Consider the following 22,475-nt stretch of genomic DNA (forward strand, 5'->3'; position numbering starts at 1 on the left):
ACTTGCCCTTTGTCTTTAAGTTCTTGGAATGGTTAAGCGCTGACCTAAACGAACAACATCAGATTTAAGGTTATTCGCTTTTTTTATTTTAGCTACAGATACATTATAACGTCTAGCAATTCGGGTTAACGAATCCCCTTTCGTGACTTTATGAATTTTAGGTGCACTCTGATTGGCAATTAATGTATCTGAAGGTGCATGCTTTTTAAAATAAGAGACAATACCTGTTTTTATAGCATTAGCCAGTTTTTGTTGATGCTTTGTAGAACGTAACAATCGCTCTTCTTGAGGATTTGAAATAAAGCCTGTTTCAACTAATAAAGATGGAATGTCTGGTGATTTTAATACACCAAAACTCGCTGACTCAGGGTGACGTTTATGCAGTTTGGTTACTCGACCAACTTGGCTAAGCACTCCATCAGCAATTTGATGACTTATCGCAAGCGATTTATCAGAAACCATGTCAATCAACGTCATTGCCAGATATTGCTCACTATCTGTATTTTCAATCGCATCTCCAGCACCACCTAATAGCTCAGAATGACGCTCTTTCTGCTCCAACCAACGTCCCATTTCTGACTTAGCTCGACGTTTAGATACTAACCACACTGACGCACCGCGAGGTTTAGGAGTAGTAAAAGCATCAGCATGAATCGATACTAATAAGTCTACTTTTTTCTTCCTCGCAATTTCAGTACGCCCATTTAAAGTGACAAAATAGTCACCTCTTCGAGTAAGAATCGCCTTCATTCCCGGTACTTTATTGATTAACGCTTGAGTGCGCTTAGCAATTTGTAGTACGACTTTTTTCTCATAAGTTCCTGCTGGACCAATAGAGCCAGGGTCATCGCCACCGTGTCCTGGATCGATGGCAATGATAATATCTCTGAGCTTTTTATTCGGTTTCGTTACAACTTTTACAGAAGAAGACTTACCTTTAGCTTCAATGTCAATAACAAGACGATCGCCATAAGGCTTTGTTGGTTTTAAAGAGAAAACCTTTGCAGATACAGCCTTATTGAGATCAAGTACAACTCTTAAGGTATTTTTTTTACTGGTTTTACTGTAACGAACTCGTTTTATAAGTTTGCTTGAATTTTTAATTTTGGAGAGTGACAACTTTGACTTCGAACCCTTTAAATCAACGACAAGTCGATCTGGTTTCGCTAAGAAGAAATAACTGTACTGAGGGTTATCACTTAAATCAAAAACAATTCGTGTGGAATCAGGCGCAGCCCAAATACGAACACCTTGCAAAGTATTCGCAAATGCAGAATGTATCGGCAGTAACAAAATAAAGACTATAAGCAGTCTTTTAATTAGGGCTATATTGGGCATAAAGTTAGTATTATTTTAATTGGCTTTTATTGTAAATGACTAAGCAATGCCTCACCAACCGGTGTTCTGGCTTCCATGACAACTTCTCTTCCTGAGTCAACATATTGAATCTCAATATGTATATCGGCTTGTGGTAATAAACCTTGACCATGTTCAGGCCACTCCACAATACACAAACTATCGTCTGAAAAATAGTCTCTTATTCCCATAAATTCGAGTTCTTCTGGGTCCATCAACCGATATAAGTCGAAATGAAATACTTTAAGATCATTCATTTCGTATGGTTCAACCAAAGTATATGTAGGACTTTTGACTGCACCTTGATGCCCTAATGCTTGGATTAAACCGCGTGAGAAAGTCGTTTTGCCTGCACCTAAATCACCCTCTAAAAATATCGTCAAAGGCGGCTTAACAACTTTTGCCAGTTTATTCCCAAATGCGACGGTAGCGTCTTCATTTGCAAGAGAAAAAGAGTATTGTTTCATTTGAGTACTTACGACAACTTAATTAGCGCTAATTATACTGAAAAAAAAACCGAAGTCTTTTTAACTTCGGTTTTCAGTAGAAAAATTTTCGAACTAAGATGCTTGTTGTGCTCGCTGCATATTCATTAGCCATTTACCATAAATATAAATACCTACGGCAGAAATTGAACCAATAGCAGCAATGATGTACCACGCAGCTCCAATATTATGAATTTGGTATAAGTATTGAGTTAAAGATTGAGCTGTTTCACCGGTAAATTGTACTGCTGTGGTAAATGCTTCACCTTCAGGAATCGCATCAACCTGGGATGCTGACATTCCTCTTTCGAGCAATAGCTCACGCGAAAACACCTCTTTTGATGCAAACGCTTCATATAATCTAGGAGCGTAACGACTTTCTAAACTCCACCCAATCCCTTGAGGAAGCATTACGAAACCTAAATACATAGCTTTTTTGCCTTTAGGAGCAATATTACCCATAAATTCGTTTTTCTTTGGGCTGATCATCATCTCGCCGATAGAAAACATAGCTATCGCAATCGCCATCATCCAAGCAGCATTGGTATAGCCAATAACAAGGAACGCCGCAATACTTAACAGACACCCTGCTAACATGGCTGATGTCACACGATACTTTGCTGTTAATCCTGCAATTAAGAAGCAACACGTCATGATCAACGCAGCGTTAATATTAATCATACCCTCTGGCATGATTTTAGTTCCAGCAAAGTCCATACCCAAAACAGTTTGCCAGAAGCTGCTTGATGTTCCGCCTTCACCAAATAAGCTGGTAACAATAACGCTGGTGTCCACCCACTCTGAAATATGAATCGGTAAAACATCAAATAACGCATTAAATAAAAACCAAAAACCAGAAAACACTAGCATGTAATAAATGACAATCGGCTTTTTAAGTTCGTGCAGTGCTTCTTTCCAAAGCACTTTTTGTTTAACTTCGCCACTGCGAACTTTGTCCATACGAGCTAAACGTTCTTCTTTACCTGGTTCTTTATAAGTCAGTAATAAGATGAAGTTAAGTGAGATAATAGCAGCACAAGCAAAGAACACATTCTCCCATGCTAACTGGCGCATATGAACAGCTACTAGTGGCCCAATAAAGCCACCAATATTTACTATTTGGTAGAAAATGCCCCACGCCATTGAGGTATTATTACGATTAGTAGATAAAACTAATGTACCTTGAATACCGGGTTTAAATATACCTGTACCGGTCGCAAGCAGCATAGCACCAAAGAAAAAACCCCAATAAGTTGGGAAAAACGCCATGACCATGTAACCAGAAATTTTGATAATGGTCGAAGCGAAAATGGTTTCTTTGTAGCCCACTCGGTCAGAAATACCACCCGTGAATACAGGAACAAAGGTTTGCATTAATGCCCAAATAAGAAGAATATCACTGTATTCTCTTAAGTTAATGCCTAGTCCACCTTCAGAAACTGGAGATTTCGCATAAAGACCAGCACTGGCTTTTACCCCATAATAAGCAACACGCTCAACCAGCTCCATACCACCCACAAGCCAGAATACGTAGCTTAAACTGACAATTGAAGCCCACATGCCTAACTGTTTAACTTCAGTTAAATCGTTTCCCGAAACTGAGCTGTTATTGCTCATATCCCGCTCCTTATTTTTATAGTTATTTACCCTTGCCACTTAGATGCGAGAAACCAAGCAGTTTCAAAGCATATTCAATCTATTTTTTAACAAATTTGCAGCAATTGTATACATAAAGCGGTTACTTTACAGAAATTAGGGAAAAAGGCTAGCAGAGGACGATGAAGGGAAAGATTTATATGTAATGACTCACAAACGTGAAAATTTATTTAGCCAATAGTTTTTGACTATTTTTAAATCTAGACAGATCCCTCGGATGTATGGGCGGAGCTGGCAAAGGTACTGATGGTGGAGCTGGCAACTCTCCAGTCTTGGCCTCAGGCCTATTTCGCACAGCTTGTTTAAATTCCTTATTAACATGTATTGCGAATCTTTCGAGCGAACTGAAGGGTACAGGTTCAAAACCAAATGTCCGTGAAAAAGGCTCTTTACCAACACTGACTACATTAGTTTTTAATTTGAGAGATGAATCTGAAGAGACTTCAGATGCTTCACAATTTTCTTTCTGGTCTTTCGCACTCAATTGAAAGTAATCACTTATTTGAGTTCTATGTAGCTCAGAGGAATGTCCTGAAGAATAACCTGCACTTTGCATACTGACACTATTGTCATCAGTATCTCTCTGTAAGGGTCTACTTTCAGGCAATAAACTAGAAGGTAGTGAATGATAGCCTTGACTTCGCATACTGAGACTCTTTTCATCAGTCGCTTTCGGTAAGAGGCTGCTTTCAGCCGATAAACTGGAAGGTAAGGACTGATGATCTTCTCTTGGTACACTGCGATTCGTTTCATCAGTAGCTGAAGGTGAGAAGTTACTCTCAGACGAAAAGCTGGAAGATACGGAACTATAACCATCATCACTAGAGTCGTTAGTTATGAACTGTCTTCTTATTTCGACAGCTCTAGTTGTTTCATACTTAATCAATGTTGATGAACCAATTTCATCATGCTCTAAGAACTCTTCACTGGTCTCTAAGTGATCTTTTTCATTAGGTGCATGCTCCCTCGCTAAACGATTCTCCAATTTGGGGTAACAATCTGGCTTCGAGGCTTTTAACACTTCAGGATGAAAAGATTTACTATGTTTGTCATTCAATAGCAGCCTTTGCTTTTCAGCAATCTTTAAGGCAGCTATTTGCTGATTATAACTATCAAAAAACACTCTTCCATTTGTAATTTCTGGACCTTCAAAGGTTATAGAGTTATTTTCATACTTTAACGTAATCTTCTTTTTTTCTAACAGGCATGTAAAAAATTCTTCCGTTTCAATTTCTTTTCCTGCAGATACAGTTTGTCCTTCTACTATCAATTGTACTGAATTTGCACTTCTCAGTGACCAACTCAATTTTGCTGCGTATTTTCCAAACTCTTGATTTGTTTTTGCAGAAGCCAGTTTACCAATAGCGTATCTACAGCTGTTTACGTCAGAAGGATGAAGTTTATATTGAAGGTAATTGAAGAGGTTAATTAAACTCTGCTTTAATCTGGTTGTTAACGGGCGAGTACTATGATCAGCTCCTACACTTTTCATGCCAACATCTGCACCTTGGTAATTACTCCAAGCTGGTAAGCTATTTTTTTGAGCTCCTACCATTTCAGTAGACACAGGTGATACAGACATAAACTTATACCAAATCTATAAGCTAAGTAATCGCCCCATGAAAAACTCAGCTTTGCAAACTTGAGTCTTATTCAACTCTATGAATAAGTGAACTGAGTTCCGACTGTATGTCAATTGCAAAGAAGTGTAAAGAAACATAAATTATAATTTACGTTTCCTATATATTTTTAATGAATATCAAAAAGTTAGAGCTTTTACTTTAGTTTGAGTTAGCTTTGATTTTTTATAGCGAAGAACAAAATAAAAAGCAGGTATATTCATCAAAACCCCATAGCACAATGAAATCAAGGCCAGCTCTGACCAGTTTAAAAGATCATTGGCGATATATATGCCCATTGCAGCATTCTGAATTCCAACTTCAATTTGTAAGGTTTTAGTTTCTCTTCTATCTAAATTAGCTTTTTTTGATATATAAAATGTAACCGCAATAGCAAGCACGCATAGGCTCAAGCAAAGAGCAGCCATCAACGCACCGACTTCGATCAACTTTGAGAAATTATTGCTAATAAGCAGGCAAACGATTACAACGAATAACCAAGATGAAATCGCTTCTGCACTGTTCTTATAGCGCTCACAAAACTCACTCGAAATATATTGTGTTGTCATTCCTAGTAATACGGGCAGTACTGTCACTAGCAGCAGCTTCATCGTTGTAGGTAAAATTGGAATTGAGAATCTATCAACTTGCGACCCAAGCAGTGATACTTGAAATATAAATAAACTCGGTAAGATGAACGGTATCACTAAACTTACAAAAGCCGTCATGGATAAAGATAAGGCACTGTTGCCACCCGACAACTGGCTGATAACATTTGATGTTGCCCCACCAGGACAAGCTGCAAGTAAAATTAATCCAACGCTTATCAGTAAAGGAACTTCAATAAACAAATTGGCAACAAGTATCACGCACCACGCTAAAGCAGGCAGTAATAAAAGTTGAAGAGAAACCCCTAAAAAAAATGCTTTAGGTTGTTGTTGTACTCCCTTGAAATCTTCGACTTTGACATTCATCCCGAGCACGAACATCATCAATGCTAAAGCAAGAGGTAAAAAGATTTGAAGCATTGATGTGAAATCTATCATTGAAATTATTACTGTAAGAGCAGAGAGCTGGATAAATTACAAAACATCAAAATAAAAAGCAATGATGTAGCGCAGAAGAAGCTGACTTTGTGTTTGTGTTCGAACAATATAAAGGCGATCAATTTGATCGCCTTATATAAAGTTCGAGACAAGCTTGGGTTAAAATCTATTTAAGCCAGTTTTGCAAACTCAGCTTTCGTCTCGTTAAGCTTGTCCATATCGCGCTCGAGATCAGCCAATTTCGCTTTCTCTTTATCGATAACCGCAGCAGGTGCTTTAGCAACAAAACCTTCGTTAGAAAGTTTACCTTTAATACGGCCAACTTCTTTTTCTAGTTTTTCAAGTTGCTTATTGATACGAGCAGTTTCCGCAGCCACATCAACTAAACCTGCCATTGGAATTAATAATTCCATCTCACCAATCAAGGCGGTCGTTGACATTGGTGCTTGCTCGTCATCTGCTAACACAGTCATTGATTCAAGTTTGGCCAGAGTTGCAAAGAAAGCTTGGTTTGCTTCTAAACGTGCTTTATCTTGCTCAGACACATTTTTCAGCATTGCACTTAGTGGCTTAGACGGAGCAATGTTAAGTTCGGCACGGATGTTACGCACTGCAACGATCACTTGTTTAACCCACTCTATATCCGCCATCGCCTGTTCATCGACTTTGGATGCGTCAAATTCAGGGAAAGCTGCCTGCATGATGGTGTCGCCTTCCACTTTTACTAATGGCTTCACACGCTGCCAAATCGTTTCAGTGATATACGGCATCATTGGGTGCATCAAGCGTTGCATGGCTTCAAGTACTGTCAATAAGGTATGACGTGTTCCACGCTTTTCAGCATCACTGCCGTTTTGCAATACAGGCTTGGTTAATTCTAAATACCAGTCACAGAATTGATTCCACGTGAACTCATAAACCGTGTTTGCAGCTAAGTCGAAGCGATAAGCAGCAATGTGTTCATCAAATGTCTTCACGGTATTGTTAAACAAGCTCATGATCCAACGGTCAGCTAATGAGAATGTCATCTCACCGCCGTCAAAACCACAATCTTCACCTTCAGTATTCATCAATACATAACGTGAAGCATTCCAAATCTTGTTACAGAAACTGCGGTAACCATCAAGACGTTTCATGTCCCAGTTGATATCACGACCTGTCGATGCCATTGCAGCTAGAGTGAAACGAAGTGCATCAGTACCGTGCGCTTCAATGCCTTCAGCAAATTCTTTACGAGTGCTCTTTTCAATCTTTGCCGCCAGTTTTGGCTGCATCATATTACCCGTACGCTTCGTCACTAATGACTCAAGATCGATACCATCGATCATGTCCAGAGGATCAAGCACGTTACCTTTCGACTTAGACATCTTATTGCCCGCTTCATCACGGATAAGACCCGTCACATAAACGGTTTTGAACGGTACCTGAGGTTTACCGTCTTCATCTTTGATGAAATGCATAGTCATCATGATCATGCGGGCTACCCAGAAGAAGATGATGTCAAAACCAGTTACCAGCACGTCCGTTGGGTGAAAGGTTTTTAAATCTTCTAAATTATCAGGCCAACCTAGGGTTGAGAACGTCCACAATGCCGAACTGAACCACGTATCTAATACATCATCATCTTGGCGAAGCACGACAGAATCATCAAGGTTGTTATTTTTACGAGCTTCAGCTTCATTGCGACCGACGTAAACTTTACCTGACTCGTCATACCATGCAGGAATACGGTGTCCCCACCATAATTGACGTGAGATACACCAATCTTGAATGTCACGCATCCAAGAAAAATACATGTTCTCATATTGTTGTGGTACAAATTTGATGTCACCATTTTCAACCGCTTCAATCGCAGTTTTCGCCATAGGCGCAACAGCAACGTACCATTGGTCAGTCAATAATGGCTCGATAACAACGCCAGAACGATCGCCATACGGTACTTTTAAACCATGCGGTTCAATTTTCTCAAGTAAGCCCAGTGTTTCAAATTCAGCAACAACGGCTTTACGAGCGGCAAAACGTTCCATACCCGCATAACGTTCAGGTAAGCTACCGTCAATCTCATTATTGATTGTGCCGTCAGTATTTACGACTTCTGCCGTTTCACGAATTGCCGCATCCATGGTCAAGATGTTGAACATTGGCATTTGATGACGTTTACCAACTTCATAATCGTTAAAATCATGAGCTGGCGTGATTTTCACACAACCGGTACCAAACTCAATATCGACATAATCATCAGCAACTATAGGAATACGACGGTTCACAATTGGTAGAAGAATAAATTTACCAACGAGATTTTGATAACGTTCATCATCAGGATGAACCGCAACGGCACTGTCACCCAACATCGTTTCTGGTCGAGTGGTTGCAACTTCTAGATAATCTTTACCGTCTGCGGTCAATTCACCATCAGCAAGTGGATAGCGAAGATGCCACATTGAGCCTTGCTTTTCTTTGTTTTCAACTTCAAGGTCTGAAATTGCCGTGTGCAGCTTTGGGTCCCAGTTTACTAGGCGCTTACCACGATAAATTAAGTCATCTTCGTATAATCTTACGAACACTTCTTGAACCGCTTTAGACAGACCTTCATCCATGGTGAAACGTTCACGATCCCAATCTACTGATGCACCCAAGCGGCGAAGCTGCTTAGTAATGGTGCCACCAGATTGCTTTTTCCAGTCCCAGATTTTATCAATAAAGGTTTCACGGCCAATATCATGGCGAGATTTACCTTCTTCAGCTTCAAGCTTGCGCTCAACCAGCATTTGAGTCGCAATACCGGCGTGATCAGTACCCACTTGCCATAAGGTATTTTTCCCTTTCATACGCTGGTAGCGCGTCAGGGTATCCATGATGGTATCTTGGAATGCATGTCCCATGTGCAGGCTACCTGTCACATTAGGTGGCGGGATCATAATAGAGTAATTGCCTTGGCTAGTATCACCGTGAGGCTTGAAATAACCTTGCTCTTCCCAGTTTTGGTAAAGCGATTGTTCAATTGACTGAGGATCGTATGTTTTTTCCATGGAATTTGGTCACTAAATTTTTAAAGGTTGCTGAGCGAGGTCGTGAGTGTTTAGCTTCACGCCCATTGCTTTATACTGGCGAAAACGACCTCTTGCGATCGCTTTTAGTTTTTCGTCTGCGGCAACAAAGTCGATAATTTGCCCGAAGTTTACCGCAAAACTGGGGGCTTGGTCTGCAAGATTTATCAGAAGATGACGATTTGTGCTGGGTCCAATTTGATCAAAGCCTATTTCGACTGGCGAACCGCCTTCTAATCCCTCACCTTTAAGGTTATGAGGAACAAAAGATTTCGGGTCAAATTGCCAAAGCGTCTCATCAATATCAAAAGCTGCAGTTCGACTACCACAATGTATGTACACCTTATTGTTTTGTCGATAATGATATTCAGCTAACTTGCAAGCTAACTCATGCACAGCTGTGAGCGCTGAATTTTGATTTGGAGATAATAGGTAGAAAGTTCCTTGCACTTTTTTTCCCTCTTCTGATCAAAAAGGCGAAGCTAATGCTTCGCCTATTTACTCTTGCTGCGAAGCATTATTCGCCTTGTTCGACGCCTGAACGATTCAACAAGAATTGTGACAGAATTGGCACAGGACGACCTGTAGAACCTTTATTCTTGCCACTGTTCCATGCAGAACCAGCAACATCAATATGCGCCCAGTTGTACTTTTTAGTAAAACGAGACAAGAAACATGCTGCGGTGATTGAACCTGCAGGACGACCACCTAGGTTGGTGAAGTCTGCAAATGGACTCTCTAGCATTTCTTGATAATCATCCCACAACGGCATACGCCATGCACGGTCACCACTTTGATCACCCGCATTTAAAATTTCGTGTGCCAGAGGATTATGCGATGAGAATAAACCAGAAGCGTGTTTGCCTAATGCAATTACACAAGCGCCCGTTAAAGTTGCTGTATCGATTACAAGTTCTGGGTCAAAACGCTCAACGTAGGTTAGAGCATCACACAAAACTAAACGTCCTTCAGCATCAGTATTTAATACTTCAACGGTTTGACCTGACATAGTCGTCAGAATATCACCTGGACGATAAGCATTACTGCCAGGCATGTTTTCACAACCTGCCAAAACGCCAATTACATTGACGGGTAGGTTCATCTCACACAAAGTCTTCATTGTGCCGATAACGCCTGCAGCACCACCCATGTCGTACTTCATTTCATCCATGCCTTCGCCTGGTTTCAATGAAATACCGCCTGAGTCAAACGTCAAACCTTTACCCACAAGAACGATTGGCTGATCATCAGCGTTTTCAGCACCTTGGTACTTCATTATCGTCATGATGGACTCGTTGGCACTGCCACGCCCTACGGCTAAATATGAATTCATACCGAGCTCTGCCATTTGCTCTTCGCCGACAGTAGTTACGTTTAAGTTGTCATACTGCTCAGCCATTTGACGTGCCTGTGACGCAAGATAAGCTGGGTTACAGATGTTTGGCGGCATGTTTGCCACATCACGACATAAACGCATCCCATCAGAAACTGCATTACCATGCTCAATCGCACGTTCACCAAAAGGCAATTCACGACGTGTTGGCACATTAAATACAATTTTACGTAATGGACGACGAGTTTCACCTTTTGACGATTTAAGTGCATCAAAACTGTATAAACTGTCATTGGTCGTTTCTACTGCTTGACGTACTTTCCAGTAAATATCGCGACCTTTAACGTGAAGTTCGGATAAGAAGCATACCGCTTCCATTGAACCCGTTTCATTCAAGGTATTGATTGTCTTAGCAATGATTTGCTTATATTGGCGCTCATCAAGTTCACGCTCTTTGCCGCAACCTACCAGCAAAACTCGCTCGCTCAATACATTAGGTACATGGTGCAAAAGTAGCATTTGACCAGGTTTACCCTCTAAATCGCCCTTACGAAGAATGTTACTGATGTAACCTTCACTGATTTTATCAAGTTGCTCAGCGATACCAGATAAACGACGAGGTTCATAAACACCGACAACAATACATGCTGAACGCTGTTTCTCTGGACTACCGCTCTTTACGCTAAACTCCATGAGCACTCCTAGATTCTTAAAGACAAATATTTTTATTTATAAGATAATGTCAAATCTGCACCGCTTATTGGGCTAGTATTACAGTTTAAATTGAATTTCTCTGTAAAAATGACATCAATAGATAATAAAAGCTCTGAAAGCAGACAGTTTACATGAAACTTATTCGTATTCCAGAAAAAAGACAACAACAATAGAGTCTAATACCCAGTGATTGTATTTAGATATTTAGTTAAAGAAGTTTTTAAGGCTCAAGCAGCGGTTTTAACCGTTCTTCTTACCATTTTTGTTAGCCAAAACTTCGTGCGTTTTCTCGGTGATGCCTCAGATGGTGATTTCTCTGGCACATTAGTCTTAAATTTTGTTGCTCTCAATTTGCCTGAGTTGCTCATGCTCATTGTGCCCTTAAGTTTATTCTTGGGCATCTTGCTCGCTCATGGTCGCATGTACGCAGAAAACGAGATGGTGATTTTTCATAGCGTTGGCATCAGCGAGTGGTACGTTACACGTGTCACCCTCATTCTTGCGCTCATCAATATGATTGCTACGGCAACCATCTCACTTTACGTCTCACCTTGGGCAGAAGAACAACAAAATGTTCTTCGAGAAAAAGCGAAAGCTGAGGCTGGTATTTCTGCCGTCATTGAAGGTCGATTCCAAAAAAGTCCTAACGGTCGTGCAGTATTGTTTGTTGAAGATAAAAACAAACAAGGCAACTTATCAAATGTCTTTGTTGCTCAACTGCCTGATGAAGATGACGTCAGTGGTGAAACCAATATCGTTGTCGCTAAACACGGTAAGGTCGTTGAAGAAAAAGATGGTGAGCAGCAGCTTAATTTAGAAGGTGGTACTCGCTATCAATTGAAACCAGATACTTTAGACTATCAGGTTATCCACTTTGGTGGTTACCAGATGCAAATCAAAGATCAAGAAGTTGAGGCTCGTCGCCGAAAACTTAATGCGATGCCTACGGCTCAATTGATAAGTACACCGGGCCCAGAAGCCGCTGCTGAATTCCATTGGCGTATTGCGATTCCGATTGCCATTTTAATGATGACTCTCATCGCTGTTCCAATGTCTCGAGTAAATGTACGCCAAGGAAAGTTTGCCAAAATGTTCCCAGCGATATTACTGTATTTAGGCTATTTCGGGATGCTTGTTGCAGGTAAAAAGGCCATTGCTGATGAAGTATTTCCTTCCTATTTAGGAATGTGGTGGATACACCTATCGGCCTTTATCATGGGTATGCTGTTACTCGGAAAGGAAAGACCAACAGGTGCGAAATTTGCTGGGTTTATTAAACAAAAGAGGGCGAAAAAATGAAGATAATTGATCTTTATATTGCCCGAGTATTAGTGAGTTCATCAGCGTTATGTTTACTCGTCTTGACTGGCCTTTCAAGTATTATTAAATGGGTCGATCAGCTTAGAGTTGTTGGCCGCGGCACATACACTATTGTTGATGCAGGGCTGTATGTGTTGTATCTGGTGCCTCGTGATATTGAGATGTTCTTTCCAATGGCAGTGTTGCTTGGAGGGTTGATTGGTTTAGGCATGTTGGCATCCAACTCTGAGCTTGTAGTAATGCAAGCGTCAGGTATGTCAAAGCTGGATATCAGTATTTCCACACTAAAAACAGCGATTCCATTAATGTTGCTCGTCATGGCGCTTAGTGAATGGGGTGCCCCAATTGCCGAGCAAAAAGCCAACGAACACAAAGCGATTAAAGTATCAGGCGGAAGTTTAATTAAATCTCGCCAAGGTGTATGGGCGAAAGATGGTGACCTGTTTGTCAATATTGGCCAAGTAAACGACGTTAATCGTATCAGTAATGTCACCTTGTACCATTTCGACGATCAACAACAGTTAACTAATTTGGTTTTCGCTAAAAATGCGGACTTTATTGATGGTAGCTGGAAAATGCACGATGTTACCCAAACCTCAATTACGCCAACTAAGGTGACGAAAAAACTTTCCTTCGAATACGAATGGAAGTCCACATTAACGCCAGACAAACTCAGCATCGTATCCGTTGAGCCTAAGTCTTTATCGATTGAGGGACTTTTGGATTATCTTGAATATTTGAAAGTGAATAAACAAGACCCAAGCCGCTATGAACTTGCCCTATGGTCTAAAATCATGCAACCCATTTCTGTTGCGGTGATGCTGCTCGTTGCGCTGTCATTTATCTTTGGCCCGTTGCGAACGGTAACAATGGGGGCAAGAGTATTGTTTGGTGTAATCGCAGGTTTCAGCTTCTATATCAGTAATCAAATTTTTGGTCCTGTCGTTATTGTCTATCAACTACCGCCGATCATCGGTGCAGTGGCGCCAAGTTTGTTATTTACCTGTATTGCAGTGTATCTAATACGTAAACAATAACGTTATTATTATTTGCTGCAATGTTAACCAGCTAACATTGCAGCTTTGATCCACTGCACAAAAATAAATCCATAGTTTTAAGTCACCTACCTACTTCTACTAATCGTTAGCTACATCACATTTATTCCAAATATTTATATCTATGATTCATCTGGAATAAAAAACCACACAGATTACAAGGTTGATGTAATGAAGTTAAAAGCAAGTTTAATTGCGACTGCAGTAAGTGCTATGTTATTAGCAGGGTGTAATTCAGATAACGACGATAACAAACAAGTGATTGACCAAACCGTAAGATTCGCTACTTTTAATGCTTCATTTGACCGCACGGCGGCAGAAGTACTTCCAGCAGAAATGGCTGCAGGTGATAACCAGCAAATTAAAAATGTCGCTGAAGTATTGCAACGTACTCGTCCAGATGTTGTTCTATTAAATGAATTTGACCACGACGGTATCGGTAAAGATGACACTGTTGTTAGAGACTTTATTGCTAACTACCTGAAAAAATCTCAAAACGGTGCTGAGTCTATTGATTACCCACACTTTTACATTGTGCCTACAAACACAGGACTCGCTGAACACGATTTAACTGATGATGGTGAAGTCACAGTGCCGGCTGATACTTACGGCTTTGGTTTCTATCATGGTCAATACGGCTTTATCGTACTATCAAAATATGAGTTAGATACTGAGAACTTACGCAGCTTCCAAAAGTTTTTGTGGAAAGACATGCCTGACGCTGCTTTGCCTAATAAGTTTGATGGTGGTGGTAATGACTTAGAAGAACCGTATTATTCTGACGCCACAATGGAACACTTCCGCTTATCGTCGAAAAACCATGTCGACTTACCCATTAAGGTGAGCGAAGACAAAACCATTCACTTACTCGCAATGCATCCAACACCACCTGTATTTGATGGCGTTGAAGATCGCAATGGCCGCCGTAACTATGATGAGATCCGTCTATTCTCAGACTACATCAGTAGTGATTACAGTCAAAACTCTTACCTCGTTGACGACCAAGGTAACAAAGGCGGTATTGGTGAAGATGCTTCCTTTATCATTGCAGGTGACTTGAATGCAGATCCTGTTGACGGTGACTCTTACGATTACTCAATCAAGCAACTACTTAACCATCCTCGTGTAGCACAAGAAATTGCTGTAGGTAATATGGTCCCAGCTTCAAAAGGTGGTAAAAACTACACTGATGAAAAAGCCGCAGACAACAAAGGCGTTGCTGACTACTGGACTCATACTTACCCGTTGCGTCTTGATTACGTTTTACCATCTAACGATCTAAACGTCGTTGATTCTGGTGTATTTTGGCAAGCTGACGGTGAGGACTACCGTTATTTGTTCATCAACGACGAAGGCGAACAAGGTAAATCAGTGACTTCTGATCATCGCTTAGTTTGGGTTGATATTAAAATTAAGTAGCATTTAGTATTACATTTATCTGTCAGGGGCTTATCAAGCCCCTTTTTTTATTCATTGTTTTCGTAATAAAAATCTAATAATCTGGTCAAATTAAAAGCAACATAAGGATATGTTGATGGGAATTTCCTGCATTTATACTCGTGCTAGTTGTGGTGTTGAAGCCCCGCTCGTCACGGTAGAAGTTCACTTAAGTAATGGATTACCTGCCTTTAACCTCGTTGGTTTACCTGAAACTTCAGTAAAAGAAGCAAAAGAACGCGTTCGCAGTGCCATCATCAATGCTGGTTTCGAGTTTCCAATGCAACGAATTACCGTAAACCTTGCTCCAGCAGACCTCCCTAAACAAGGCGGGCGCTACGACTTACCGATTGCCATTGGTATTTTAGCTGCTGCAAATCAGATCCCTTCTCAGTCACTCAGATTTCATGAGTTTGTTGGTGAGTTAAGCCTTTCAGGAAACGTGCAACCTTGTTTAGGTTTATTACCTGTAATTGTCGCCAGTAAAAAAGCTGATAGAAAACTGATCATGCCTTTAGCGAATCGGCATGAAGCAGAACTTGTTGATTATCATCAGGTGTTTTTTGCGAGCCAGCTTTCGCATATTGCTGCCTATTTGCACGGACAAGATAAATTACCAGGAATTGAACCAAATGCGGAGTGGATAGGTGAGTCAGAGTCAGAAACAAACCAACCCTGTTTGAGCGAAGTTATTGGCCAATACCAAGCGAAACAAGCTTTAGCGATTACCGCCGCAGGTGGACATAATTTACTGATGCTAGGCCCACCAGGAACGGGAAAGACGATGCTTGCAAGTCGCATTATGAGCTTACTTCCTCCGCTAAATTATGAAGAAGCTCTTGAAGTAGCGTCGATTCATTCAGTTGCAGGACTCCATCTGAAGCCACAATCATTTTTCAATCGCCCATTTCGATCTCCACATCATACAAGCTCAGGAGTCTCTTTAGTCGGTGGTGGCAGTATACCTAAGCCAGGAGAAATTTCTCTCGCTCATAAAGGCGTGTTATTTTTAGATGAAGTTGCAGAGTTTCCTCGTAAAGTTTTAGATTGCCTACGAGAGCCGATGGAAACAGGTGAAGTCATTATTTCTCGTGCCGCAGCTAAGCTCAAATTCTTAAGTCAATTTCAATTAGTTGCAGCGCTCAATCCAAGTCCATGTGGTGATGCAGAGCAAAGTAGAGCGACACCTAACGAAATTAAACGCTATCTGGGTCGGCTATCAGGCCCTTTCATCGATCGATTTGATCTCACCATCGATGTTCCCAAACTTCCTCAAGGCACACTCACTCAAAGTACATCTAACAGTGAGACCAGTGAAACCGTCGCTAAACGAGTCCTTCAAGCCAGACAAATTCAACTCAATCGAGCAGGAGTATTAAACGCTCACCTGAATGGGGGATTATTAAAACAAACAGGAGGATTCAAACAACAAGATTTAGAGTTTTTAGAACAAAGCGTCCATCAACTCGGACTCTCTGTTAGAAGTTACCACCGACTACAACGAGTAGCTCGAACGATTGCCGACCTACAAGCTGAAACGTCAGTTAATCGAAGTCATATTGCACAAGCTTTGGGATATAGGGCAATGGATAAGTTATTAAGTCGGCTCAATCAAAATTAAATAGCCTGAACGTACAGGCTATATTGATTTTGACTTATCGCTAGAAGCGGTATAGAACACCGAAATTAACCACCGGATACCACTTATACTCTTTAATGTCTTCTTCGAGCTTATCCTGCTCACTTTTTACATCAGCAAGTAAATTCGTACATAAATCAGCATCCAAAGCAGGGCCACAGGAAACATTAAGCTCAGCTTCTGGCGTACTTTGGTAAAACGCTCCAATTTCTGCAGTGAATGACCAGCTTGAAGTGCTTGTTGGAGCTGAGGCCCAACCTAATCCGATATAAGGTGCGAACTTTTTAAATTCAACCTTACCGTCAGCGCTACCCACATCTTCGACACGATACACATCGCCATTGAATTCATACTCACCATCAATCGCTCTGGCTGTCGCATTAACTTTACTGCCATTGTAATAAGCTCCAGCGCTTAATCGAAAACCTGAATCGCTCCAAGGGTGGTAATCAAAAATTGCAGAAGCGGTTCTTAATTCAAGCTCTGCATCATAGGTAATATCGTTTTCGGTGAAATCATCATCATATTGAAAATTATTGATACCGATTCTGAAATTAAAATTGTCAGAAAGACCAGCGTAATATTCTAAACCAATACCTGTCGCACCGGCTTTTAGGCCTACGCCGTTAGAATGGTCAGCAAGAGTTGGGGTGGAGTATACTAAAGTCGCAATGAGAGCCAGTGGGAGAACTGCAGATTTCATTTTGATGTCCTTAAAATCATTTTCATCTTCATCCTAAAAGCGTCCATAAAAAGTGAAATTATGAAACGCACTTCATCAATTATATCAATCTTTAAATATTATGAAGGTTAATTTTCATTCCTCGTACCACCTTTCATCTAAATATGGTTACAGGTAAAATAGTGCTCTTTTGAGTTTATAGTGAGACAATAAGTGGCGAGAATTAAAGGCAGTTTGGCCTTTCTTTGTTATGTGATTAACACCTTACTTTGGATGATCCCCATCCTGTTTTTTGGTTTATTAAAATTATTACCACTTAAAAGTGCTAAAAACTTAGGTTCTTCCATTCTTGATAATTGTGCTTCTGGCTGGATCAGTGTCAATGGCACTATCGAAAAAATATTCCATCCAACAAACGTTCACTTGTCAGGTAATTTGAATTTCAAGCAACGTGATTGGTATATGGTCATTGCGAATCATCAATCATGGGTCGATATACTGATTTTACAACGAGTACTAAATCGTAAAATTCCATTTTTAAAATTTTTTCTTAAAAAAGAGCTAATTTATGTGCCAGTTTTAGGGTTAGCTTGGTGGGCGCTAGACTTCCCATTTATGCGCCGTTATAGCACCGCTCAAATTAGAAAAAATCCAAAACTGAAAGGCAAGGATATTGAAATCACTCGAAAGGCCTGTGAGAAATTTAAGCATAAGCCAGTAAGTGTGATGAACTTTGTTGAAGGCACTCGCTTTACTACTGAAAAGCAACAGAAGCAGAATTCTCCATATCAATACTTATTGCGCCCTAAAGCAGGTGGAATGGCATTTACACTTGCCACTATGGGTGAGTGTATGAATACGTTAGTTGATGTCACTATCCATTACCCAAATAAGACACCAAGCTTTTGGGACTACATCAGTGGTCAAGTTAACGACATATATGTCCATATCGAACAAGCCCCTATCGGAGACGACTTGAAAGGTGATTATGTTAATGATCGCAGCTTTAAGCAATCTTTCCAGCAATCTCTTACAAAGCTATGGGAACAAAAAGATCGTAATTTTTCACAGTTAATGCGCAACTCAAAGGAAGGCTAGATTCTTTATGCTCAGTTTTTTACCTGCACCAGTTTTATTTATTATCAGTGCCATTTTATTAGTTATAAACACTTGCCTTTGGGCTGGCCTTATTTCGATTGGCGGCATATTAAAAGTATTATTGCCAATCAATGCAGTGAAAACCCAATTAACAAAAGTGATGAACGCTTTTATGTATGCTTGGGCATCATGCAATGGCATGACACTAAAGCTAACCTCTAATGTTGAATGGCAAATCGAAGGCTTAGAGAATGTGCATAAAGATTCTTGGTATCTCATTTTTAGTAATCACCTCAGTGGCTTCGATATTGCTGCTCAATCTTATATTCTGAGAAATCACGCTCCCATGCTTAAGTTTTTCTTAAAAAAAGAATTACTTTATGTACCATTCATCGGGTTAGGTTGTTGGGCTTTAGATATGCCCTTCATGAACCGAACAAGCCCAAAGAAGCTAAAAAAGAACCCAAAACTTCGTGGAAAAGATCTGGAGTCGACTCGTAAGGCTTGCCAGAAATTTAAACACCTTCCGACGTCTATCATGAACTATGCTGAAGGCAGCCGCTTTACTGAAGAAAAGCGTCAACGACAAAATTCTCCATATCAACATTTACTTCGTCCTAAAGCTGGCGGTATCGCTTTCGCACTTTCTGCGATGGGCGATCAATTCAGTAGCGTATTGAACATGACTTTAGTCTATCCTGATAATCCTGAAAATGTACTCGTCGATGCAATGTCTGGTCGTTTAAAACGAATAATAGTAAAAGTAGAAGCATTACCTGTCCCTCAAGTCGATGCAGACAAATACTCTACAAGTAGTGAATATAGGGTCGAGTTCCAAAGATGGTTGAATGATATTTGGCAAGAAAAAGACAAGGTTATTGGAGAGTTCAAACAAAAATAGTCCATTTTCAACCTTTCCAACCGGCGTGTTTAACTTCTGAATGCGCCTTTCAAATTGTCAACAATCTCATATTCAAAAATCAAAAATAGAATTAAAACACCATAAAGATGACGTTAACGTCAACTTATTGTTGACAATATTAAAAATAAACACTAGTTTAAATAGCAATCAACAACTGCTTATTTTAAGTACGCCATGACAGAGAAGTCGAAAACCCTTGTCGACCAAATATTGATTCAAATTCAAAACAGTATCATTACTGGTGAGATCCCTGCTGGCAGTAAAATCAACGAACAGTCCATTGCAAAACAATACGGTATCAGTCGTGGTCCAACTCGCGAAGCATTGCAAACTTTGGAACGTCAACGTCTTGTCGTTCGAGCTCCTCATATCGGTGCCCGTGTTGCTCAACTTTCAGTTAAAGAACTCAATGAGCTATATCAACTGCGCAGTGTTCTTGAAGGGATGGCTTGCGAACTCGCTGCAAACCGAATATCAGCATCAGAGATGCAATCTTTACAAGCTTTGTTAACTCGCCAAGAGCAGGCATTAGCTGACGGCGACCATGACTTTCAGCAGCAGAGTGAAATCGATTTTCATTACCAAATTATACAAGCGAGTGACAATCGTCACCTGCAAGAAACGTTAACAGGCAGTCTGTATCACTTGATCAGAATGTACCGCTTTCAGACAAGCGGTGATGAACGCCCGACCAGTGCCATTGCAGAGCACCGAAGAATTATTGATGCCATTGCCGACGGCGATGGCGAGCTAGCCAATTTACTGATGCGTCGCCATATCGAGCGAGGCAGAAAAAATACCGAAATAAAACTGATTGAGCGGCAAAAACAACAAGCCGCCGCAGAGTCGTTGTTAACCATAAACAACCTTTGATCTCTGCCCTACAAAAGGAAATTAAACATGAAAAAAAGTGCAGGTTTACGCTTCAGAGAAGCGGTCGCAAATGCCAACCCATTACAAATTGTAGGCACAACTAATGCGTATTTTGCATTAATGGCCGAACACACAGGCTTTCAAGCACTTTATTTATCAGGTGCTGGCGTAGCGAATGCCTCTTACGGCATGCCAGATCTTGGTATGACATCAATGAATGACGTAATCATCGATGCAAGCCGCATTACCTCAGCAACCGATTTACCTCTACTTGTTGATATCGATACTGGCTGGGGCGGCGCATTTAATATTGCTCGCACCATTCGTGAGTTTGAAAAAGCAGGCGTTGCGGCTGTACACATGGAAGATCAGGTATCACAAAAACGTTGTGGTCACCGCCCGAACAAAGCCGTAGTCAGTACTGAAGAAATGGTCGATCGCATTAAAGCGGCTGTAGATGCACGAACCGATGAGAACTTCGTCATTATGGCACGTACCGATGCTGTAGCTGTAGAAGGTTTAGAAGCGGGTATCGAACGAGCAAAAGCTTACGTAGAAGCTGGGGCTGACATGATTTTTGCTGAAGCCTTAACCGAACTTGAGCAATATCGCCACTTCCGCAAGCAAGTGAACGTGCCTATTTTAGCGAACATGACAGAGTTTGGTAAAACTGAATTATTTGATAAAGAAGCTTTGGCTGAAGCTGGCGCAGATATGATTCTTTATCCGCTCAGTACTTTCCGTGCGGCAAACCTAGCGGCACTGAATGTGATGAAAGCCCTGAAAGATGACGGCCACCAGCGCAATGTTGTAGACACAATGCAAACACGTGCCGATCTTTATGAACACCTTGGTTATCACGTATTTGAAAATAAGCTGGATGAGCTATTTAGCTCTGAAAAATCGTAACAAATAATTAATCTGTATCCGATACAAATAGACAAGAATAATAATTATAAAAAATTCAATAAATTTAAAGGAAAGATAGTAATGGTAGATAAAAAACTGAGTGGCGCCGGTCTTCGTGGCCAAAGCGCAGGTGAAACAGCCTTAAGTACAGTCGGAAAATCGGGTTCTGGCCTAACTTATCGTGGTTACGATTTAAAAGACTTAGCCGACAATGCGACATTTGAAGAAGTCGCTCACTTAATCCTTAAAGGTGAACTGCCAAATCAGGCTGAACTTGATGCTTATAAAACTAAGCTAAAGACTATGCGTGGTCTACCGCAAGCATTAAAAGAAGTGCTTGAGCGTATTCCTGCTTCAGCACACCCTATGGACGTGATGCGGACAGGTTGTTCAATGCTAGGTAATCTAGAAATGGAAGCTAGCTTTGAACAGCAAGGTGAAGCCGCAGATCGTTTGTTGGCAGCTTTCCCATCTATCATTTGCTATTGGTATCGCTTTACTCACGACAATGTTCGTATTGAAACTGAAACCGATGATGAGCAAATTGGTGCTCACTTCCTACATTTACTCCATGGTAAAAAACCGTCTGAATTACACGCTAAAGTCATGGACAGCTCATTGATCCTTTATGCTGAGCATGAATTCAACGCTTCGACGTTTACTGCTCGTGTTTGTGCATCAACTTTGTCAGACATGCATTCTTGTATTACTGGTGCTATTGGCTCATTACGTGGCCCATTACACGGTGGTGCTAATGAAGCAGCAATGGAGCTGATTGAAGGACTTAAAGACGAGCAACATGCACGTGACACACTTGCAGGTATGCTTGAGCGTAAAGATAAGATCATGGGCTTTGGTCATGCGATTTATCGTGAGTCAGATCCACGTAACTCCATCATTAAATCTTGGTCTGAGCAATTAGGTAAAGACTTCGGTGATGACCGTTTATATCGTGTATCAGCTGCTTGTGAAGCGTTTATGTGGGAGCAAAAGAAACTGTTCTGTAATGCTGATTTCTTCCATGCTAGTGCCTATCACTTCATGGGTATTCCAACGAAATTGTTCACGCCAATCTTTGTTTGCTCACGCTTGACAGGCTGGGCTGCACACGTAATGGAGCAACGTTCAAATAACCGCATCATTCGCCCAAGTGCAGACTATGTAGGTGAAGAGCCACGTGCGGTAAAACCAATCGCACAACGATAGTTCAACCAATCGCCTTGAGCCGTAAGCCTTGCTCACCCACCTTTTGAGCAAGGCTTCGAGGCAACCCAATTCTTAACT

The 22,475-nt window shown here is 40.9% G+C and carries 18 protein-coding genes; 9 read left to right on the top strand and 9 right to left on the bottom strand.

Annotated features, from left to right (window positions below; translation table 11 throughout):
- Positions 1-15: 15 nt before the first annotated feature.
- The 8 genes from AC1EU2_RS04340 to pepA form a co-directional block, all read right to left on the bottom strand.
- Entirely contained in the window at positions 16-1,338 is a 1,323-nt protein-coding gene (locus AC1EU2_RS04340) for an N-acetylmuramoyl-L-alanine amidase (protein WP_480296764.1), read from the bottom strand.
- 26 nt (positions 1,339-1,364) lie between these two features.
- On the bottom strand, positions 1,365-1,823 hold the full coding sequence (gene tsaE, locus AC1EU2_RS04345) for a tRNA (adenosine(37)-N6)-threonylcarbamoyltransferase complex ATPase subunit type 1 TsaE (protein WP_480296765.1): 459 nt from the start codon (positions 1,821-1,823) through the stop codon (positions 1,365-1,367).
- Positions 1,824-1,916: 93 nt separating this feature from the next.
- Positions 1,917-3,458, bottom strand: coding sequence for an MFS transporter (locus AC1EU2_RS04350; protein ID WP_480296766.1), 1,542 nt, complete (start codon positions 3,456-3,458; stop codon positions 1,917-1,919).
- Positions 3,459-3,663: 205 nt separating this feature from the next.
- A complete protein-coding gene (locus AC1EU2_RS04355) occupies positions 3,664-5,079 on the bottom strand; it encodes a hypothetical protein (protein ID WP_480296767.1) in 1,416 nt (471 codons plus the stop codon).
- 177 nt (positions 5,080-5,256) lie between these two features.
- Complete coding sequence (locus tag AC1EU2_RS04360) at positions 5,257-6,162, bottom strand: bile acid:sodium symporter family protein (RefSeq protein WP_480296768.1); 906 nt, start codon at positions 6,160-6,162, stop codon at positions 5,257-5,259.
- 170 nt (positions 6,163-6,332) lie between these two features.
- On the bottom strand, positions 6,333-9,191 hold the full coding sequence (locus AC1EU2_RS04365) for a valine--tRNA ligase (protein ID WP_480296769.1): 2,859 nt from the start codon (positions 9,189-9,191) through the stop codon (positions 6,333-6,335).
- A 12-nt stretch (positions 9,192-9,203) separates the two neighbouring features.
- The gene (locus AC1EU2_RS04370) at positions 9,204-9,659 is read right to left on the bottom strand and encodes a DNA polymerase III subunit chi (protein WP_480296770.1); all 456 of its coding nucleotides are present in this window, start codon (positions 9,657-9,659) and stop codon (positions 9,204-9,206) included.
- Between the two features lie 67 nt (positions 9,660-9,726).
- Positions 9,727-11,235, bottom strand: coding sequence for a leucyl aminopeptidase (pepA, locus tag AC1EU2_RS04375; RefSeq protein ID WP_480296771.1), 1,509 nt, complete (start codon positions 11,233-11,235; stop codon positions 9,727-9,729).
- 207 nt (positions 11,236-11,442) lie between these two features.
- On the opposite strand from pepA, the gene lptF reads away from it, so the two are divergent.
- The 4 genes from lptF (at position 11,443) to AC1EU2_RS04395 (ending at position 16,689) form a co-directional block, all read left to right on the top strand.
- Entirely contained in the window at positions 11,443-12,555 is a 1,113-nt protein-coding gene (gene lptF, locus AC1EU2_RS04380) for an LPS export ABC transporter permease LptF (protein ID WP_480296772.1), read from the top strand.
- On the top strand, positions 12,552-13,613 hold the full coding sequence (lptG, locus tag AC1EU2_RS04385; protein ID WP_480296773.1) for an LPS export ABC transporter permease LptG: 1,062 nt from the start codon (positions 12,552-12,554) through the stop codon (positions 13,611-13,613). The genes lptF and lptG overlap by 4 nt, the downstream gene beginning before the upstream one ends.
- A gap of 189 nt (positions 13,614-13,802) precedes the next feature.
- Positions 13,803-15,050, top strand: coding sequence for an endonuclease/exonuclease/phosphatase family protein (locus AC1EU2_RS04390; protein ID WP_480296774.1), 1,248 nt, complete (start codon positions 13,803-13,805; stop codon positions 15,048-15,050).
- 115 nt (positions 15,051-15,165) lie between these two features.
- Entirely contained in the window at positions 15,166-16,689 is a 1,524-nt protein-coding gene (locus AC1EU2_RS04395; RefSeq protein WP_480296775.1) for a YifB family Mg chelatase-like AAA ATPase, read from the top strand.
- Positions 16,690-16,729: 40 nt separating this feature from the next.
- On the opposite strand, the gene AC1EU2_RS04400 is transcribed toward AC1EU2_RS04395, so the two are convergent.
- A complete protein-coding gene (locus AC1EU2_RS04400) occupies positions 16,730-17,410 on the bottom strand; it encodes a hypothetical protein (protein WP_480296776.1) in 681 nt (226 codons plus the stop codon).
- Between the two features lie 192 nt (positions 17,411-17,602).
- Between AC1EU2_RS04400 and AC1EU2_RS04405 the strand changes: the two genes are divergently transcribed.
- The 5 genes from AC1EU2_RS04405 to prpC all read left to right on the top strand — a co-directional run bounded on the left by AC1EU2_RS04405 (position 17,603) and on the right by prpC (position 22,397).
- Positions 17,603-18,487 (top strand): acyltransferase, encoded by an 885-nt coding sequence (locus AC1EU2_RS04405; protein WP_480296777.1) that lies wholly within the window; start codon positions 17,603-17,605, stop codon positions 18,485-18,487.
- Positions 18,488-18,494: 7 nt separating this feature from the next.
- Positions 18,495-19,388, top strand: a complete 894-nt coding sequence (locus AC1EU2_RS04410) for an acyltransferase (RefSeq protein WP_480296778.1) — start codon at positions 18,495-18,497, stop codon at positions 19,386-19,388.
- A gap of 195 nt (positions 19,389-19,583) precedes the next feature.
- Positions 19,584-20,282, top strand: a complete 699-nt coding sequence (locus AC1EU2_RS04415; RefSeq protein ID WP_129948483.1) for a GntR family transcriptional regulator — start codon at positions 19,584-19,586, stop codon at positions 20,280-20,282.
- A 27-nt stretch (positions 20,283-20,309) separates the two neighbouring features.
- Positions 20,310-21,191 (top strand): methylisocitrate lyase, encoded by an 882-nt coding sequence (gene prpB / locus AC1EU2_RS04420; protein WP_480296779.1) that lies wholly within the window; start codon positions 20,310-20,312, stop codon positions 21,189-21,191.
- An 81-nt stretch (positions 21,192-21,272) separates the two neighbouring features.
- Positions 21,273-22,397 carry a bifunctional 2-methylcitrate synthase/citrate synthase gene (gene prpC / locus AC1EU2_RS04425; protein WP_480296780.1) on the top strand — a complete coding sequence of 375 codons (1,125 nt, stop codon included), beginning with the start codon at positions 21,273-21,275 and terminating at the stop codon, positions 22,395-22,397.
- The last annotated feature ends 78 nt before the right edge of the window (positions 22,398-22,475 follow it).

The organism is Parashewanella sp. 2304DJ23-3, assembly GCF_056591695.1.

What these genes read in the sequence shown, in the direction of transcription:
- AC1EU2_RS04340 (WP_480296764.1), bottom strand. Translation starts at nt 1,338, where the DNA reads ATGCCCAATATAGCCCTAATTAAAAGACTGCTTATAGTCTTTATTTTG.
- tsaE (WP_480296765.1), bottom strand. Translation starts at nt 1,823, where the DNA reads ATGAAACAATACTCTTTTTCTCTTGCAAATGAAGACGCTACCGTCGCA.
- AC1EU2_RS04350 (WP_480296766.1), bottom strand. Translation starts at nt 3,458, where the DNA reads ATGAGCAATAACAGCTCAGTTTCGGGAAACGATTTAACTGAAGTTAAA.
- AC1EU2_RS04355 (WP_480296767.1), bottom strand. Translation starts at nt 5,079, where the DNA reads ATGTCTGTATCACCTGTGTCTACTGAAATGGTAGGAGCTCAAAAAAAT.
- AC1EU2_RS04360 (WP_480296768.1), bottom strand. Translation starts at nt 6,162, where the DNA reads ATGATAGATTTCACATCAATGCTTCAAATCTTTTTACCTCTTGCTTTA.
- AC1EU2_RS04365 (WP_480296769.1), bottom strand. Translation starts at nt 9,191, where the DNA reads ATGGAAAAAACATACGATCCTCAGTCAATTGAACAATCGCTTTACCAA.
- pepA (WP_480296771.1), bottom strand. Translation starts at nt 11,235, where the DNA reads ATGGAGTTTAGCGTAAAGAGCGGTAGTCCAGAGAAACAGCGTTCAGCA.
- lptG (WP_480296773.1), top strand. Translation starts at nt 12,552, where the DNA reads ATGAAGATAATTGATCTTTATATTGCCCGAGTATTAGTGAGTTCATCA.
- AC1EU2_RS04390 (WP_480296774.1), top strand. Translation starts at nt 13,803, where the DNA reads ATGAAGTTAAAAGCAAGTTTAATTGCGACTGCAGTAAGTGCTATGTTA.
- AC1EU2_RS04395 (WP_480296775.1), top strand. Translation starts at nt 15,166, where the DNA reads ATGGGAATTTCCTGCATTTATACTCGTGCTAGTTGTGGTGTTGAAGCC.
- AC1EU2_RS04400 (WP_480296776.1), bottom strand. Translation starts at nt 17,410, where the DNA reads ATGAAATCTGCAGTTCTCCCACTGGCTCTCATTGCGACTTTAGTATAC.
- AC1EU2_RS04410 (WP_480296778.1), top strand. Translation starts at nt 18,495, where the DNA reads ATGCTCAGTTTTTTACCTGCACCAGTTTTATTTATTATCAGTGCCATT.
- AC1EU2_RS04415 (WP_129948483.1), top strand. Translation starts at nt 19,584, where the DNA reads ATGACAGAGAAGTCGAAAACCCTTGTCGACCAAATATTGATTCAAATT.
- prpB (WP_480296779.1), top strand. Translation starts at nt 20,310, where the DNA reads ATGAAAAAAAGTGCAGGTTTACGCTTCAGAGAAGCGGTCGCAAATGCC.
- prpC (WP_480296780.1), top strand. Translation starts at nt 21,273, where the DNA reads ATGGTAGATAAAAAACTGAGTGGCGCCGGTCTTCGTGGCCAAAGCGCA.